Below are 15,959 nucleotides of genomic sequence, written 5' to 3' on the forward strand. Positions count from 1 at the left end.
TCTCAGGCCGCCGCGTGCTGCAGTTTGCCATGGCCCTGCGCGCCGCTGTAGCGGCTGACGGACAGGTCGTCGGCCAGGATGGCCGGCTTCTTCGACGACATCAGGTCGGCCAGCAATTGCGCCGAACCGCAGGACATGGTCCAGCCCAGGGTGCCGTGGCCCGTGTTGAGGAACAGGTTGCGCAGCGGCGTGCGGCCGACGATCGGCGTGCCGTCCGGCGTCATCGGACGCAAGCCCGTCCAGAAGGTCGCTTCCGCCGTATTGCCGCCGCCAGGGAACAGGTCGTTGACGACCATTTCCAGGGTTTCGCGGCGGCGCGGGTTCAGGTTCAGGTTGTAGCCGGCGATTTCCGCCATGCCGCCCACGCGGATGCGGTCATCGAAACGGGTCACGGCAATCTTGTAGGTTTCATCGAGGATGGTCGACACGGGCGCCTTGGACGCGTTGACGATCGGCACGGTGATCGAATAGCCTTTCAATGGATACACGGGAATATCGAGCAGCGGCTTCATGAAGCCCGTCGAATAGGAACCGAGGGCCACCACATAGGAATCGGCCTTGACGATTTCCGCGCCGCACTGCACGCCGGCGATTTCATCGCCCTGCGTCAGCAGCGCGTCGATCGATACGCCGTAACGGAACTTCACGCCCAGCGCCACGGCCATTTCCGACAGGCGCGTGGTAAACAGCTGGCAATCGCCCGTTTCATCGTTGGGCAGGCGCAGGCCGCCGAACAGCTTATCCTTGACGGCTTCCAGGGCCGGTTCGGCGCGCGACAGTTCGTTGCGCTGCAGTACTTCGTACGGCACGCCAGCGTCTTTCAACACTTCGATATCCTTGGCGGCATCGTTGTATTGCTTTTCGGTGCGGAACAATTGCATCGTGCCTTGCTGGCGGCCTTCATAGGTGATGCCCGCCTCGGCGCGCAGCACCTTGAAGCAGTCGCGGCTGTATTCGGCCAGGCGTACCATGCGTTCCTTGTTCACGGCATACGCTTCCGGTGTGCAATTACGCAACATCTGCCACATCCATTTCAGCTGGGCGGCGCTGCCGTCGAGCGAGATGGCCAGGGGCGCGTGACGCTGCATCATCCACTTCACGGCTTTCAGGGGAATGCCGGGCGCAGCCCATGGCGAAGCGTAGCCGGGCGAGATTTGCCCCGCATTCGCGAAGCTGGTTTCCAGTGCCGGGCCCGGCTGGCGGTCGATGACGGTCACCTCATGTCCTGCCTTGGCCAGATAGTAAGCACTGGTGACGCCGATGACGCCGCTACCCAGAATCACGATACGCATAGTTTCCTCATTATATTTTTTTAGGCTGACGCCAGATTAACCGCTATCATATTGGGAAAGAGCCAGTATTTGTTCACGTATAAATCGAGATATTCAGCAATAAATCATGAGAATCCTTAAAGAATCGGCACGTGGCCTCGACAAGCTGGATCGCCACATCCTGCGCATCCTGCAACAGGATGGCCGCATCTCGATGAAAGACCTCGGTGAACAGGTGGGACTGTCCATCACGCCCTGCATCGAGCGGGTCAAGCGCATGGAGCGCGACGGCGTCATCACGGGCTACCATGCCAAGGTGAACCCCGCCGCGCTGGGCGCCAAGCTGCTCGTCTTTGTAGAGATTACGCTCAATCAAAAATCCGCATCCGCCTTCGAGCAATTCCGCCGCGAAGTGCTGCAGATTCCCGAGGTGCAGGAGTGCCACCTGGTGTCGGGCGACTTCGATTACCTGATCAAGGCGCGCATCCATGAAATGGCCGAGTACCGCAAGTTGCTGGGCGACATGCTGCTGCAGCTGCCGGGCGCCGCGCAATCGAAAAGCTATGTGGTGATGGAAGAAATCAAGGAAACGCTGGCGCTGTCGACCGACGTATTGCAGAGCCGGTAAAAGTACCGCCTGCCGGAACCAAAGGCATCGTTTTTTGCACCTTTGTATAATCTTGTAGCACTTTACCTGGTTCGCAAGCACACTCCTCTCCTGACATCACGCCCGTCCCCTCTGAGATTGGAAGCAGTGATGCACACTGGGAGTCCCTATGAACACATTGATCAAACTGGCAGCTTCCTGCCTCGCGGGCCTGGCCGTGGCCATGTGCACCGCCAGTGAATACAAGGTCAACCGCGCGCCGGACAATGGCGCCATCTATCAGAACATCAAGGTCGGCAAGACCACCCGCCTCGACCTCGACGCGGCCCTGGGCAACGCCACCGTCGTCAGCTTCGATCCCGGCTATGAAGTCTGGGTCTACAAGAACCAGCTGCAAGCGCCCAAGGTGACGCGGCTGATCCCCCTGCTCGGCGAAAAAGGCACGCGCGAAGTGGCCGTCATGTTCGACCAGGCGGGTATCGTCAGGAAATTCCGGATACACGAGCCGCGCAAGTAGGCGGCCGGTGCGCCGCGGCGCACTCCGCCACGCCTGCCAGCAACAGCATGGTGGCCGCTGCCTCGGCCAGCGTAGGCCAGCGCTGCTCCCACAAGTAGCCGTACAGCAAGGCAAACAGGAATTCAAAGACGATCATCTGCCCCATCAGGGTGAGCGGCAACACGCGGCTGGCATGGTTCCACAAGCCATTGCCGACGACGGAGCACAGCAGCGCGACACCCATGACGACACCCGCAAACTGCAGCCAGGCCGTGCCGCCATGCGCGGCAGGTGCGGCAAGAGCGACGGGAATGGCCAGCAGCAGCGCGGCAGCGCCCGTCACCACGCCCGTGAGCAAATTCCACTCCTGCGCCGATACCGAGTGCAGCCGTCCCAGCCAGCGGCTGTTGCCGACCGCATACACCGTCCACGACAGCAGCGCCGCCAGCGCGCACAGCAGCCCCAGCAGGGACGCATGGCGGGGGCTGGCCAGCGACTGCCAGCTGATGCAGGCCAGCCCGCCCGCGCTCAGCAGCAAGGAAGGGAGCAGGCGCCGCAGCAGCACGGCATGCCGGTCGCGGCTGCCGACGAGCGTGACGACCAGCGGCAGCAAGCCGATCACCATCGACGTCATCGCCACGCCGCCCGTCTGCACGGCACTGGCCAGCAGCACGTAATACACGATATTGCCTGTCAGGCTGAGCCAGACGAGCCCGCGCCATTCACGCCAGCTCAAGGCGCGCAGCAGGCGCCGCCACGACGGTGCAACGAGCACGGCCGCGATCAGGCCATACACCAGGTAGCGGCCCACGGACAGTTCCAGCGGCTGGAAAGCGGGGATCAGCGCCGGCGCCAGGAATACCAGCCCCCACAGTGCGCCTGCGGCGATGCCAGCCAGCATGCCCAGCCGGATCTTGTTTTTTTGATGCATGGTCAATCTCCTGAAAAGGAGATTGTGGCAAGTCTGCCGCGTCGATTCTTGGCGCCAGCTACTGCCTTGTTGACCGTTTCTCCCATTTATCGCGACATGCGCGCCGGTAGGCCGCTGGCGTGACATCCATGCTGTCGCGCATGGCGCGCGTCAATGCGCTCTGTTTGGAAAAGCCGGCCGCCAGCGCGATCTCGGCGAGGCTGGCATCGCCGGCGGCAAGCAAGTCGCAGGCGCGTCCTAAGCGCTGCTGCAACAGCCAGGCATGCGGGCTGGCATCCATTTCTTCACGAAACAGCGCATGCAGGCGGCTGACGCTGAGATTCGCAAAGTGCGCCATCGACGCCGTCGACCACGGCAAGCCCGGCTCGGCTTGCACACGGGCAAGCAGTGCGCCCAGGCGCGAACGGGGCTGCGGCTCTCCCAGCAACAAGGTATCGAGCAACAGCGGCGTCCAGCCCGTGACGATGGCCGGCGTCAGCGCCCGCTGCTGCGCCATGACGCCCAGGTAGTCCATCAGCTTGCGGGCGCCCGGCCCGATCGCCGTGTAGGGACCGTCCAGCAGGCGTTGCCAGCCGCTGCGCGCCACGGCGGCCGCGTCCACGTCGACAATGATGGAATGATTGGCCACCTGGCTATGCTGGACATGCCAGGCGTGCGCCGGGACCACCACGCCCAGCTGCGTATCGACTTTCCCCTGCCTGCCATCGATTTCCAGCAATAGCTGTCCGCTGATGGGCAGCACCAGCTGTACGAAATCGTGGCGGTCCGGCGCGCCGATGTCCGCATAGCTGCGAAAGCTGAGGCCGATGGCAGAGTGTGATGGACTGGACATGGCGAGACCGCCTGGGCGAAGAAGTCTCCATTTTATCAGTTCAGTGCTCCCTTGCTGATGCGCAGATGCGCGCGCCCGCCGCGTCCTCTTGTTCTACACTGGCGTTTTATCCTCCGGTGCTTCCATGCAATTACCTGCAAGCCTCGCCCACATCTCGGCGGAACAAGACTGGCAACACACGACAGCGTATCCGCCGCTCGGCTTCACCCCGTTTGCAGAAAGTGCACTGGGCAATGGCGACACTTTCGGCCTGTACTGGCCCATCGGCCGCGAAGCGAGCGAACCCATCGTCGTCGAAACGTGGCATGACGAATGGCGCATCCAGCCGCACTTTTCCAGCCTGGCGGCGTTTCTGCAAGCCTACGCAGCAGCGGAGGATGAGTATGTCGGCACGCCATCGCTGACCGACGACCCCGCTTCGCCGCGCGCCGCTTTCCTGGAAGCCAAGGAACAGATCGCGCAGCGCAAGCCGGAGGCGGCCATCGCCTTGCTGGAAGCGGCGCTGGCCATCGTTCCCGAATATACGGACGCCCTGATACTGCTGCACGGCCAGTACGTGCGCGCGGGAAGAACCGACGACGCCGTCAAAGTGGCCATCCAGGCCATCATCTCGCCCCCGTCATTCGGCGGCCCGCCCCTGAAAGCCTTGCAATGGCTGCGCACGCAGCCGGTGCCGGAGGGGGAGCTTGACCCCATCTGGCGCGCCTGCGGGCAGTTGTCGTTCCACTTTGGCGGCAGCAAGGAAAATGGGGATTATTGCGTGCTGCTGGCTGCCATCGACGACTACCTGGCCCAGGGCGACTCGATACGCGCCTCGACCCTGATGCAAACGTATGCCGAACTGATGAGCGCGGAAACCGTCTCGTTCCAGGAACGCTACGCCTTCGATCCTGCCGCCTTCATCGCACGGCAAATCGCCGTCAGCGCGGGGCTGCCGCAGGGCAGCCGGGACCCGGCCACGCTATGGCCCCACGACCTGGCCTAGCTGCTGCCGGAACAGCTTGCGATACGCCGAAGGCGACGTCTGCAAGTTCGCGCGGAAATGCTGGCGCAGCGACAGGGCCGTGCCGAAGCCGGCCTCTTGCGCGACGATGTCGATCGAGGCCGCGCTCTTTTCCAGCAAGCCTTGCGCATGCGCCAGGCGCTGGTTCAGCAGCCACTGCTTGAACGATGTGCCCATGGCCTGGCGGAAATGGCGCGTGAAATTGCGCCGGCTCATGGCAGCCTGTTCGGCCAGCGCATCGATGCTGTGCGCCTGGCCCAGGCTCGCCGTCACGCCAGCGAGCACGTCGGCAAAGCGCCCTTCGCTGCCGGACACGGGCAGCGGACGCTCGATGAATTGCGCCTGCCCGCCCTGGCGGTGCGGCGCCACGAGCAGGCGGCGCGCCACCCGGTTCGCCACTTCGGCGCCCGCCAGCTGGCGCAGCAAATACAGGCAGCAATCGAGGCCGGCCGCCACGCCGGCCGACGTCAGCACGGCGCCATCGTCCACGTACAGCACTTCCCGGTCCACCTTGACCTTGGGATAGCGGGCCGCCAGCCGGTCCGCCATGCCCCAGTGCGTGGCCGCGCTCTTTCCATCCAACAAGCCCGCCTGCGCCAGGGGAAACGCGCCCAGGCACAGGCCCACCATGCGCGCGCCGCGCCGGCTGGCCGCCTGCAGCGCCGCGACCAGGGGCGCGGCCGCATCGCGGCAATCGTCGTGCCAGGCCGGCATGATGACGATATCAGCCCCGTCCAGTCCTTCCAGGCCGAACTCGGGCGTGATGCCGAAACCGGCCGCCGTGCGCAACGGTGTGGGATCGGCGGCGCACACGCGCACGTGGAAAGGCGGCAGATCGGCCTCGTCGGTCTGGGCGCCAAACACGAGGCAAGGCACGGACAGGTGAAACGGCGTCATGCCGTCGAAGGCGATCACGGCCACCGTCAACGGAGCGGCAAAGGCAAGAGAAGTAGTCATGGCCCGATTTTATCTTAGATAGGCCTTCGGGCCACTTTTTATTTACGCCCCGCAGCTTGAAAATGGCTGTATCGAGGAACTGTCTCCTCTTTCAACCGCTCAAGGAGAACCCATGTCCAGCACCCCACGCCGCGCCCTGCTCGTCATCGACGTACAAAATGAATACTTCACGGGCGACATGCCCATCGAATATCCGTCCGTCGACATTTCCCTGCCCAACATCGTCCAGGCCATGGCCGCCGCGCGCGCCGCCGGCGTACCCGTGATCGTCGTCCAGCACGACGCGCCGGAAGCCTCGCCCATCTTCGCCAAGGGCAGCGACGGCTGGCAGCTGCATCCGCAAGTGGCCGCCTTTGCCGCAGACCACCGCATCAACAAGACCATGGGCAGCGCCTTTGCGGGCACGGACTTGCGCGCCTGGCTCGATAGTCACGGCATCGACACCCTGAGCGTCATCGGCTACATGACGCACAACTGCGACGCGGCCACCATCTACCAGGCCGCGCACGATGGCTTGCAGGTGGAATTCCTGCAGGACGCCACCGGTACCCTGCCCTACGCCAATGCGGGCGGCACGGCCAGCGCCGAGGAAATCCACCGCGTCTTCAGCGCCGTGTTCCACTCGAATTTCGCCGCCGTCGCCAGCACGCAGGACTGGCTCAAGGCCGTAAGCGAAGGCAAGCCGCTGGAAATCGACAATATTTATCTGTCGAACCAGCGCGCGCGCAAGGCTGCGTCCGTCTGACGCGGTAACTAAAAGCGCCGGTGCCCGTCATCGGCGTCGCAGCGCCCGCTGAACTTGATCACGCCGTCGACCGTGATCACGCCGCTGCGGCGGTTGATCACCACGGTGGGACGGTTCAGGCTATTGAGCTGGAACGGGCCACGGATGTCATCGCGGCCGATGAGGATATCCATCCGGAGGTCATTCCTGATCGCAGGCCAAGATCTTTGGGTGCAATCGCTTCATCCATTTTGAATGCAGATACACCTAGTTAACCTCGCGGGCTCCTGGGCATATGGTAAAAATGCAATGATCACTTGGGAATATCAATTTATTGTCCAGATAAAAACTTTCTTGCGGTATTCTATTATTACCACAATGAACTAGGGATATGACATGGGCCGACGCTCTGGATTGGAAGGTTTCATCCGTGCCACGAGCAGAGCTATCGCAGCTGCCGAGAGAGAGCAAGCAAGACAAGCACGAGGCGCAGCCACGATACGGCGGGTTCATGAACGCAACGAACGCATGGCTGCTGCGCAATCGATGCGCGATACAAAGGCGGCAGAAAAGCAGGCAAAGATCGACTATCTGGATTTGAGGCAACAGGAGGTCGCAGACAAGAATGAAGAGATTGAGGATTGCCTCGCTGGTTTGCGCGGCGTGCTGGCCCACACCCTTGATGTCGACGATACGATCAGTTTCGACAGTCTTCGGCCAACAGAAAAATTCGCCCCGTTTGAAATATCCCCCCGTTTATTCAGCACCTCCGCTCCGGAGGAAGTTCTGCACCACCCGCCTCCTTCATGGTCAGCATTCATGCCCCATGTAGCAAAACGTCATGAACTTAAAATAAAAAATTCAACAGAAAACTATCACCGGCAGTTAATCGCTTTCAGTATCCAGGAAATCGCCAAACAATTTTTCAAAGATCAAGAACGTCGCGAATACGATGCGCGAAAAGCGGCCTTCCATGCTGGCCAAGCCGAAAGGAACAGTGCAATTGATCAGTTCAAGGCGGAATATTTCTCGCACGACTGCGATGCCGTGGTCACCTATTGCGACATGGTGCTATCCAGATCAGAATACCCACTGAACGACTTTCCCCAGGAATTTCGCGTCGCCTATGACGGTTTGAATGGCACACTGGCTGTCGAATATGAGTTGCCCTTGATTTCCATCGTGCCGACGACAAGCGAATTTCGCTACGTCAAAAGTAAGGACAGCATCGAATCAAAGATCCGCAAGCCATCGGAAATTCAGGATATTTACCGGCAGCTGATCGCTGAAATCGCCCTGCGCACCATGCATGAACTGTTTGAGGCGGATCAGGCATCGGCAATCAAAGTACTCGCCTTTACGGGAATCATTAATACCCATGACCCCGCAACGGGCCATGACATCCGCGTGCCCGTTATTTCAGTGCGTACGGCGCGTGACACGTTTCTTGCCATAAATTTGCAGCGGGCGGATCCCGTTGCATGCTTGCGCACCTTGGGCGCCCATGTTTCACCCCGTCCCGAGGAACTGCTCGCGGTCAAACCTATCATCGAATTCAACATGGTCGACAAGCGCTTCATTGTGCAGGGCAATTCCTTGAACGAGTTGGAAAACCGCTCCAACTTGCTCGAACTAAGCCCATCGCAATTTGAAGACCTGGTCGCCAATTTGTTCAGCAAAATGGGACTCGAAACCAAGCTCACCCGCGGTTCGCGCGACGGTGGTGTAGACGCCGTGGCATTTGATATCCGTCCTGTGTTGGGTGGCAAGGTGGTCATCCAGGCCAAACGATATAAGGATGCGGTTGGCGTGAGCGCCGTTCGCGATTTGTACGGAACCATGCTGAATGAAGGTGCGAACAAAGGCATATTGGTTACGACCAGCCGCTATGGACCCGATGCCTATGTTTTTTCATCTGATAAGCCGATCGAACTGATAGACGGATCAGCCTTACTGTACCTGTTGCGCGAGCACGCCGATGTGCATGCCAGGATTGTCCCGCTGAACTAAGTTGCAACTTTACTTGGCCGTTCACCGCGCCTGCAGAACTGACACATGCAGGAGTGGGCGCGTATGATGCGTCCACGACAAGTTTCACCATCAACGATGCGAAAAATCATACTCCTGAGCTTGAGTGCTCTTGCTGTTTTCCTCCTGGCCACCGCCGCCCTGGTGCTGGCGGGACTCAACGACAAACTGGCCCCTGCCGACGTGATCGTCGTGCCGGGCAATACGATCCTGTCAGACGGCACGCCCAGCCCCCGGCTGCAGGCGCGACTCGACGTCGCGCTCAAGCAATTTCAGGAACACAGGGCGCCGCGCATCCTCGTCAGCGGGGCGACGGGCAAGGAAGGTTTTGACGAGGCCGCAGCTATGGCCCGCTACCTGCAATCGCGCGGCGTGCCGGCCAGCGCCATCATCGAAGATAATCAAGGCTGGACGACGGACGCCACGGCCCGCAACGCGGCGGCCCTGATGCGCCAGCACGGCTGGCACACGGCCATGGTGGCCACGCAATACTTTCACGTGCCCCGCTTCCGGCTGGCGCTGGAGCGCAGCGGCATCACCGTCAGCGGCAACGTGCACGCGCCCTATTTCGAGCTGCGCGACGTGTACTCGGTGCCGCGCGAAACGGTAGGTTACGCCGTGTATTTTGCGCTGCACTGAGCCAATACATTTACTCGCTCCAGTCGCGCGACCTTTCCACGGCGCGCTGCCACTTGTGCAGCCGGCTCAAGCGTTCATCGGCCGCCATCTTCGGCTCGAAACGGCGTCCCACCTGCCACTGGGCGGCGATTTCTTCCTGCGATTCCCAGAAACCCACGGCCAGGCCCGCCAGGTAGGCGGCGCCCAAGGCTGTCGTTTCCGTTACCACGGGGCGCACCACGGGCACATTTAATATGTCGGCCTGGAACTGCATCAGCATGTCGTTGCGGGCCGCGCCGCCGTCGACGCGCAATTCGGAAAGCGCGATGCCCGCGTCGTCCTGCATGGCGGACAGGACGTCGACGTTCTGGTACGCCACGCCCTCCAATGCCGCGCGCGCGATGTGGGCCTTGCCCGTGCCGCGCGTGATGCCGATCAGGGTGCCGCGCGCATACGGGTCCCAGTATGGCGCGCCGAGGCCAGCGAATGCGGGCACGAAGACGAGGCCGCCCGAATCGGGCACGCTGGTGGCCAGCGCTTCCACTTCGGACGAGTCGCGGATGATGCCGATGCCGTCGCGCATCCATTGCACGGCCGCGCCCGCGATGAAGGCGCTGCCTTCGAGCAAATAATCTGTCTTGTCGCTGCCCGCGCCCAGGCTCCAGCCCACCGTGGTCAACAGACGGTTTTTCGATGGCAAGGGGCGCTTGCCCACGTTCATCAGCATGAAGCAGCCCGTGCCGTAGGTATTCTTGGCCATGCCCGGCTTCAGGCAGGCCTGGCCGAACGTCGCCGCCTGCTGGTCGCCCGCGATGCCGGCAATCGGCACGGACACGCCCAGCAAGGCCGCATGCGTGTGCGCGGCCACGCCGCTCGAGGGCACGACGTCGGGCAGCAGGGAGGCGGGAATGTCGAGCAGCGCCAGCAAATCCGTGTCCCATTGCAGGGTGTGGATATTGAACAGCATGGTGCGCGCCGCGTTGCTCGTGTCCGTCAAATGGGCGCCGCTCATCTTGTAGATCAGCCAGCTGTCGACGGTGCCGAAGGCCAACTCGCCCCGTTCGGCGCGCGCACGGGCGCCGGGAACGTTGTCGAGCAGCCATTTGAGTTTGGTGGCGGAAAAGTAGGCGTCCAGCACGAGACCCGTCTTTTGCTGGATCAGGTCCGCCTTGCCCTGCTCGACCAGTTGCTCGCAATAGGCCGCGTTTCTGCGGTCTTGCCAGACGATGGCGTTGGCGACGGGTTCACCCGTGGCGCGGTCCCACAGCACCGTCGTTTCGCGCTGGTTGGTGACGCCGATGGCGGCCACGTCGGACGCGGCCACGCCGCTGTCGCGCAGCACTTGGTGCAGCACGCCCTCTTGCGAGGCCCAGATTTCGTTCGCGTCATGCTCGACCCAGCCCGGCTGGGGGAAAATCTGGCGAAACTCGCGCTGCGCGCTGGCGTGCGGCCGTCCCGCATGGTCGAACAGGATGGCGCGCGAACTGGTGGTGCCCTGATCTAAAGCAAGTATGTATTTGGTCATTGTCTGGTGGTGCAAATCGGGTAAAAACAGGCACGGAGCCATCAAGCTCCGTGCCCTCAGCACTGCGGCGGCAGTTTACCTTACCTTGCCTTCTTTCCAGGCTTGCAGCAGCTTGTCGTAGGCAATCGTTTCACCCTTCGGTTTTTCATTCGCCAGCTTTTTCCATGGAGCGTGCTGGTCCGACAGATACTGGTTCGGATCGACCTTGGGATTGAGCTTGGGCGCGCAGGCCTTCATGCCGGCTCGCTGCAAGCGCGCCATGACCTGGTCCATTTCCTCGGCCAGGTTATCCATGGCCGCTTGCGGCGTTTTTTCCGCCGTAATGGCCGTGGCCACGTTCTTCCACCACAGCTGCGCCAGCTTTGGATAGTCGGGCACGTTGTTGCCGGTCGGCGTCCACGCCACGCGGGCGGGACTGCGGTAGAACTCGATCAAGCCGCCGTACTCGTTCGCGTGTTTCGTGAAGTAATCGTGGCGGATGTCGGAATCGCGGATAAACGTCAGGCCGACGATCGATTTCTTCAGCGACACGGTTTTCGATGTGACGAATTGCGCGTACAGCCAGGCGGCGGCCTTGCGGTCATCGGGCGTGGACTTGAACAGGAACCAGGAACCCACGTCCTGGTAGCCGTTCTGCATGCCCTCTTTCCAGTACGGGCCGTGCGGCGACGGCGCCATGCGCCATTTCGGCGTGCCATCCTTGTTGACCACTGGCAAGCCCGGTTTCGTCATGCCGGCGGTAAACGCCGTGTACCAGAAGATTTGCTGGGCGATTTCGCCCTGCGCCGGCACGGGGCCCGATTCCGAGAAATTCATGCCGTTCGCCTGCGGCGGCGCGTATTTCTTCATCCAGTCGATGTATTTCGTCAGCGCAAAGACGGCCGCCGGCGAATTGGTGGCGCCGCCGCGCGACATCGAAGCGCCAACGGGCGTGCACTTGTCGGCCGCGACCTTGATGCCCCACTCATCGACAGGCATGCCGTTCGGAATGCCCTTGTCGGCCGCGCCAGCCATCGACAGCCAGGCATCCGTGAAGCGCCAGCCCAGCGAAGGATCTTTCTTGCCGTAATCCATGTGGCCATAGACTTTCTTGCCGTCCAGTTCCTTCACATCATTCGTGAAGAAATCGGCGATGTCTTCATAGGCGGACCAGTTTTGCGGCACGCCCAGCTCGTAACCATACTTGGCCTTGAACTTGGCTTGCAAATCCTTGCGCGCGAACCAGTCGGCGCGGAACCAGTACAGGTTGGCGAACTGCTGATCAGGCAGCTGATACACCTTGCCGTCCGGCGCCGTGGTAAAGCTGATGCCGATGAAATCTTTCAGATCCAGGCCGGGATTGGTGAATTCCTTGCCCTTGGCGGCCATGTAGTCGGACAGCGGCTCGACGGCGCCATAGCGGTAGTGGGTGCCGATCAGGTCGGAATCGGAAATCCAGCCGTCATAGATGCTCTTGCCGGACTGCATCGACGTTTGCAGCTTTTCCACCACGTCGCCTTCCTGGATGATGTCGTGGCGCACCTTGATGCCCGTGATTTCCTCGAAGGCCTTGGCCAGGGTCTTCGATTCGTAGACGTGGGTGTCGATGGTTTCCGAGACCACGGAAATTTCCTTGATGCCCTTGGCTTTCAGCTTGGCCGCCGCATCGATGAACCATTTCATTTCAGCAAGCTGCTGCTCCTTGCTCAGGCTGGATGGCTGGAATTCCTTGTCGATCCAGGTTTGCGCCTGCTTGGCGTCGGCCAGGGCCGCATTCGACACGAGCATGGCCGCAGCCGCGAAGACCGTGAACTTCAATTTCATCGTGAATCTCCTTTTATAGTTTTTACCGGCCGCCTGTTGGCGGTACGGTATCCATCAACGCCGGCAAGCCGGTTATCCCCAACGCATGACAATCAACAACAACACAAAACTGATGGCAGCCCCTATCGCTTGCTCCATTTCCGTAAACCCCGCCCACGCCAGATTCACATAGGCCGCCGTGAGTAAACCAATGAACAAACGGTCGCCGCGCGTCGTCGGCATGGGCAAGAAACCCTTGCGTTCGATGCTGGGCGAACGGATTTGCCACACCGTCATGCCGGCCAGCATCAAGCCGATGCAAATGAAGAAGATGGCCACTTCCGGCGTCCACGCCATCCAGCCAAACAGGCTGGCTGTGCTATCGGTATTTTCCATGTCACACCCTCCCCATCGCGAAACCCTTGGCAATGTAATGCCGCACGAACCAGATCACCAGCGCGCCGGGCACGATGGTCAGCACACCGGCCGCCGCCAGCACGCCCCAGTCCATGCCGGCCGCCGAGACGGTGCGCGTCATGGTGGCGGCAATCGGCTTGGCATTGACGGACGTCAAGGTACGCGCCAGCAGCAATTCCACCCAGCTGAACATGAAACAGAAGAAGGCCGTCACGCCCACGCCCGACTTGATCATCGGCAAGAAGATGCGGATGAAGAAGCGCGGGAAGCTGTAGCCGTCGATATACGCCGTTTCGTCGATTTCCTTGGGTACGCCGGACATGAAGCCTTCCAGTATCCACACCGCCAGCGGCACGTTGAAAACCATGTGCGCGAGCGCCACGGCCAGGTGCGTATCCATCAGGCCCACCGTCGAATACAGCTGGAAGAAAGGCACGAGGAAGACGGCCGGCGGCGTCATGCGGTTGGTCAAGAGCCAGAAGAACAAATGCTTGTCGCCGACAAAGTTGTAGCGCGAGAAAGCATACGCTGCCGGCAAGGCGACCGTGACCGACATCACCATGTTCAAGGCCACGTAAATCATGGAATTGATGTAGCCGCTGTACCAGGACCGGTCCGTAAAGATCGTGTGGTAGTTGGCGAACGTCAGTTGCTGGGGCCACAGGCTCAAGACGCCGACGATTTCCTCGTTGGTCTTGAGCGACATGTTGAGCATCCAGTAGATGGGCAACAGGGACGCGAGCAGGAAGACGACGAGGATGGTGCTGCTCATTTTCTTGTGCATCATTTCTGGTCTCCCGTGCCGACTCTCTGCATCCACGTGTACAGCACAAAGCAGAACAGCAGGATGATGAGGAAATAGATCAGGGAAAACGCGGACGCCGGCCCCAGGTCGAACTGGCCCACGGCCTTTTGCGTCAGGTACTGCGACAGGAACGTGGTGGCATTGCCCGGCCCGCCGCCCGTCAGCACGAACGGTTCCGTGTAGATCATGAAACTGTCCATGAAGCGCAGCAATACGGCGATCATCAGCACATTGCGCAGTTTCGGCAGCTGGATGTAGCGGAACACGGCCAGGCGCGAGGCGCCGTCGATGCGCGCCGCCTGGTAATACGCGTCGGGAATGGCGCGCAAGCCCGCATAGCACAGCAGCACGACGAGCGGCGTCCAGTGCCAGATATCCATCACCATCACGGTCAGCCACGCGTCGAGCGAATTGCCGTTGTAGTTGTAGTCAAAGCCCAGCTGGTTCAGGGTATAGCCCATCAGGCCGATGTCGCCGCGGCCAAAGATTTGCCAGATGGTACCCACCACGTTCCAGGGTATCAAGAGGGGCAGCGCGATCAGCACCAAGGCGAGGGACGCCTTCCAGCCATCGGCCGGCATGCACAGGGCAATCAAAATTCCCAGCGGAATCTGGATGGCCAGCACGGAGCCGGAAAACAGCAACTGGCGCAGCAAGGCGCTGTGCAAGTCGCCGTCCAGCATGACCATGCGGAACCATTCGGTACCCACGAACACCTTTTGCGTGGGGCTCAGAATATCCTGCACGGAATAATTGACTACCGTCATCAGGGGCAGGATAGCGGAAAAGGCCACGCACAGCAGCACGGGCAGGATCAATAGCCAGGCGCGGCGGTTGTTATCGGTTTTACCGTTATGTATCATCAGGCCACCCGCTTATCGTTGACATAGTAAAGGGTGCGTTGCGGCGGAAAGCGCAGCCGCACAGCATTCCCGGCGACGGCATCGATGGCGCGCAGCTTGGCCGCCACCGTCGCGCCGCCCAGCTGAAATTCCGCCAGGTAATGCGTGCCCATGTTGCGCACGGCCGTGACCGTGGCGTCCAGGCAATGGTCGCCACCTTCGCCACCCTCGCCCGCTTTCACGCATTCGACAAATTCCGGCCGCACCCCCACGGTGATTTTGCCTTGTGCGCCAGACAGCGCCGCGCGGGCGGCAGCGGACACGGCCAGTAGCTGTCCCGCCACGCGCACGCCGCCGTCGTCCAGGGTGCAATCGAGCAAGTTCATGCCCGGGTTGCCGATGAAATAGCCGACAAACGTGTGCTCGGGTTCCTCGAACAACGCTTGCGCGCTGCCCGTCTGCACCACTTCGCCCTGCGTCATGACGACCACCTGGTCGGCAAAGGTCAGCGCTTCCACCTGGTCGTGCGTGACATAGATCAGGGACAATTTCAGTTCGTGGTGGATTTCCTTGAGTTTGCGGCGCAACAGCCATTTCAGATGCGGGTCGATCACCGTCAGCGGTTCGTCGAACAGCACGGCCGCCACGTCGGGGCGCACGAGGCCGCGTCCCAGCGAAATCTTTTGCTTGGCATCCACGGACAAGCCGCTGGCGCGCAATTTCAAGTCGCCCGTCAATTCCAGCATCTGCGCCACCTGCTGCACGCGCTTTTTCACCTCGATCTCTTTCCAGCCGCGATTACGCAGCGGAAACGCCAGGTTGTCGTGCACGGTCATGGTGTCGTAGATGACGGGAAACTGGAACACTTGCGCGATATTGCGCGCCTCGGTCGGCAGTTGCGTGACGTCCTTGCCATCGAACAGCACCTTGCCATGCGACGGCTTGACCAGGCCGGAGATAATGTTGAGCAGAGTCGTCTTGCCGCAGCCGGACGGCCCCAGCAAGGCATAGGCGCCGCCGTCATGCCACGCCATGCTCATGGGCCGCAGCGCATAGTCGGCGGGGGCCGTCGGGTTCGGTTTGTAGGCGTGGGCCAGGTCGACCAGTTCGATGCGCGCCAT

17 protein-coding genes are annotated in these 15,959 nt (G+C 61.4%); 6 read left to right on the top strand and 11 right to left on the bottom strand.

Features of this window, described 5'->3' with window-relative positions:
- Positions 1–2: 2 nt before the first annotated feature.
- A complete protein-coding gene (locus tag JAB6_RS07000; RefSeq protein WP_070302005.1) occupies positions 3–1,292 on the bottom strand; it encodes a D-amino acid dehydrogenase in 1,290 nt (429 codons plus the stop codon).
- A 106-nt stretch (positions 1,293–1,398) separates the two neighbouring features.
- Here JAB6_RS07000 and JAB6_RS07005 point away from each other — a divergent pair, with 106 nt between their 5' ends.
- Entirely contained in the window at positions 1,399–1,899 is a 501-nt protein-coding gene (locus JAB6_RS07005; protein WP_034754979.1) for an Lrp/AsnC ligand binding domain-containing protein, read from the top strand.
- Positions 1,900–2,047: 148 nt separating this feature from the next.
- On the top strand, positions 2,048–2,395 hold the full coding sequence (locus JAB6_RS07010) for a hypothetical protein (RefSeq protein ID WP_034754978.1): 348 nt from the start codon (positions 2,048–2,050) through the stop codon (positions 2,393–2,395).
- Here the strand turns inward: JAB6_RS07010 and JAB6_RS07015 are convergent.
- Both JAB6_RS07015 and JAB6_RS07020 read right to left on the bottom strand, forming a co-directional pair.
- Positions 2,361–3,305, bottom strand: coding sequence for a DMT family transporter (locus tag JAB6_RS07015; protein ID WP_070302006.1), 945 nt, complete (start codon positions 3,303–3,305; stop codon positions 2,361–2,363). The genes JAB6_RS07010 and JAB6_RS07015 overlap by 35 nt on opposite strands.
- Before the next feature lie 58 nt (positions 3,306–3,363).
- Positions 3,364–4,137, bottom strand: coding sequence for an AraC family transcriptional regulator (locus JAB6_RS07020; protein WP_070302007.1), 774 nt, complete (start codon positions 4,135–4,137; stop codon positions 3,364–3,366).
- A gap of 124 nt (positions 4,138–4,261) precedes the next feature.
- Between JAB6_RS07020 and JAB6_RS07025 the strand changes: the two genes are divergently transcribed.
- Positions 4,262–5,122, top strand: coding sequence for a tetratricopeptide repeat protein (locus tag JAB6_RS07025; protein WP_070302008.1), 861 nt, complete (start codon positions 4,262–4,264; stop codon positions 5,120–5,122).
- On the opposite strand, the gene JAB6_RS07030 is transcribed toward JAB6_RS07025, so the two are convergent.
- A complete protein-coding gene (locus tag JAB6_RS07030; RefSeq protein ID WP_070302009.1) occupies positions 5,099–6,097 on the bottom strand; it encodes a GlxA family transcriptional regulator in 999 nt (332 codons plus the stop codon). The genes JAB6_RS07025 and JAB6_RS07030 overlap by 24 nt on opposite strands.
- A 112-nt stretch (positions 6,098–6,209) precedes the next feature.
- Between JAB6_RS07030 and JAB6_RS07035 the strand changes: the two genes are divergently transcribed.
- A complete protein-coding gene (locus tag JAB6_RS07035) occupies positions 6,210–6,842 on the top strand; it encodes a cysteine hydrolase family protein (RefSeq protein ID WP_034754976.1) in 633 nt (210 codons plus the stop codon).
- A gap of 8 nt (positions 6,843–6,850) precedes the next feature.
- Here JAB6_RS07035 and JAB6_RS29250 read toward each other — a convergent pair whose 3' ends face one another.
- Complete coding sequence (locus JAB6_RS29250) at positions 6,851–7,015, bottom strand: hypothetical protein (protein WP_161781513.1); 165 nt, start codon at positions 7,013–7,015, stop codon at positions 6,851–6,853.
- Between the two features lie 202 nt (positions 7,016–7,217).
- On the opposite strand from JAB6_RS29250, the gene JAB6_RS07040 reads away from it, so the two are divergent.
- Positions 7,218–8,831, top strand: a complete 1,614-nt coding sequence (locus tag JAB6_RS07040; RefSeq protein ID WP_070302010.1) for a restriction endonuclease — start codon at positions 7,218–7,220, stop codon at positions 8,829–8,831.
- A 120-nt stretch (positions 8,832–8,951) separates the two neighbouring features.
- Entirely contained in the window at positions 8,952–9,488 is a 537-nt protein-coding gene (locus JAB6_RS07045) for a YdcF family protein (protein ID WP_254671506.1), read from the top strand.
- A gap of 10 nt (positions 9,489–9,498) precedes the next feature.
- On the opposite strand, the gene glpK is transcribed toward JAB6_RS07045, so the two are convergent.
- From glpK to JAB6_RS07075, 6 genes are all read right to left on the bottom strand, one after another.
- The gene (gene glpK, locus JAB6_RS07050; RefSeq protein WP_070302012.1) at positions 9,499–10,992 is read right to left on the bottom strand and encodes a glycerol kinase GlpK; all 1,494 of its coding nucleotides are present in this window, start codon (positions 10,990–10,992) and stop codon (positions 9,499–9,501) included.
- A gap of 75 nt (positions 10,993–11,067) precedes the next feature.
- Positions 11,068–12,795 (bottom strand): ABC transporter substrate-binding protein, encoded by a 1,728-nt coding sequence (locus JAB6_RS07055; protein ID WP_034754970.1) that lies wholly within the window; start codon positions 12,793–12,795, stop codon positions 11,068–11,070.
- A gap of 72 nt (positions 12,796–12,867) precedes the next feature.
- The gene (locus tag JAB6_RS07060; RefSeq protein ID WP_070302026.1) at positions 12,868–13,143 is read right to left on the bottom strand and encodes a DUF2160 domain-containing protein; all 276 of its coding nucleotides are present in this window, start codon (positions 13,141–13,143) and stop codon (positions 12,868–12,870) included.
- Between the two features lie 28 nt (positions 13,144–13,171).
- On the bottom strand, positions 13,172–13,975 hold the full coding sequence (locus JAB6_RS07065) for a carbohydrate ABC transporter permease (protein WP_175444513.1): 804 nt from the start codon (positions 13,973–13,975) through the stop codon (positions 13,172–13,174).
- Positions 13,975–14,859 (bottom strand): carbohydrate ABC transporter permease, encoded by an 885-nt coding sequence (locus tag JAB6_RS07070; RefSeq protein WP_034754965.1) that lies wholly within the window; start codon positions 14,857–14,859, stop codon positions 13,975–13,977. Before JAB6_RS07070 ends, JAB6_RS07065 begins: the two co-directional genes overlap by 1 nt.
- Entirely contained in the window at positions 14,859–15,959 is a 1,101-nt protein-coding gene (locus JAB6_RS07075) for an ABC transporter ATP-binding protein (protein ID WP_034754964.1), read from the bottom strand. The genes JAB6_RS07070 and JAB6_RS07075 overlap by 1 nt, the downstream gene beginning before the upstream one ends.

The organism is Janthinobacterium sp. HH104 (assembly GCF_001758715.1).
Taxonomy (GTDB): Bacteria; Pseudomonadota; Gammaproteobacteria; order Burkholderiales; family Burkholderiaceae_D; genus Janthinobacterium; species Janthinobacterium aestuarii.

What these genes read in the sequence shown, in the direction of transcription:
- JAB6_RS07000 (WP_070302005.1), bottom strand. Translation starts at nt 1,292, where the DNA reads ATGCGTATCGTGATTCTGGGTAGCGGCGTCATCGGCGTCACCAGTGCT.
- JAB6_RS07005 (WP_034754979.1), top strand. Translation starts at nt 1,399, where the DNA reads ATGAGAATCCTTAAAGAATCGGCACGTGGCCTCGACAAGCTGGATCGC.
- JAB6_RS07010 (WP_034754978.1), top strand. Translation starts at nt 2,048, where the DNA reads ATGAACACATTGATCAAACTGGCAGCTTCCTGCCTCGCGGGCCTGGCC.
- JAB6_RS07015 (WP_070302006.1), bottom strand. Translation starts at nt 3,305, where the DNA reads ATGCATCAAAAAAACAAGATCCGGCTGGGCATGCTGGCTGGCATCGCC.
- JAB6_RS07020 (WP_070302007.1), bottom strand. Translation starts at nt 4,137, where the DNA reads ATGTCCAGTCCATCACACTCTGCCATCGGCCTCAGCTTTCGCAGCTAT.
- JAB6_RS07025 (WP_070302008.1), top strand. Translation starts at nt 4,262, where the DNA reads ATGCAATTACCTGCAAGCCTCGCCCACATCTCGGCGGAACAAGACTGG.
- JAB6_RS07030 (WP_070302009.1), bottom strand. Translation starts at nt 6,097, where the DNA reads ATGACTACTTCTCTTGCCTTTGCCGCTCCGTTGACGGTGGCCGTGATC.
- JAB6_RS07035 (WP_034754976.1), top strand. Translation starts at nt 6,210, where the DNA reads ATGTCCAGCACCCCACGCCGCGCCCTGCTCGTCATCGACGTACAAAAT.
- JAB6_RS29250 (WP_161781513.1), bottom strand. Translation starts at nt 7,015, where the DNA reads ATGGATATCCTCATCGGCCGCGATGACATCCGTGGCCCGTTCCAGCTC.
- JAB6_RS07040 (WP_070302010.1), top strand. Translation starts at nt 7,218, where the DNA reads ATGGGCCGACGCTCTGGATTGGAAGGTTTCATCCGTGCCACGAGCAGA.
- glpK (WP_070302012.1), bottom strand. Translation starts at nt 10,992, where the DNA reads ATGACCAAATACATACTTGCTTTAGATCAGGGCACCACCAGTTCGCGC.
- JAB6_RS07055 (WP_034754970.1), bottom strand. Translation starts at nt 12,795, where the DNA reads ATGAAATTGAAGTTCACGGTCTTCGCGGCTGCGGCCATGCTCGTGTCG.
- JAB6_RS07065 (WP_175444513.1), bottom strand. Translation starts at nt 13,975, where the DNA reads ATGCACAAGAAAATGAGCAGCACCATCCTCGTCGTCTTCCTGCTCGCG.
- JAB6_RS07070 (WP_034754965.1), bottom strand. Translation starts at nt 14,859, where the DNA reads ATGATACATAACGGTAAAACCGATAACAACCGCCGCGCCTGGCTATTG.
- JAB6_RS07075 (WP_034754964.1), bottom strand. Translation starts at nt 15,959, where the DNA reads ATGGCGCGCATCGAACTGGTCGACCTGGCCCACGCCTACAAACCGAAC.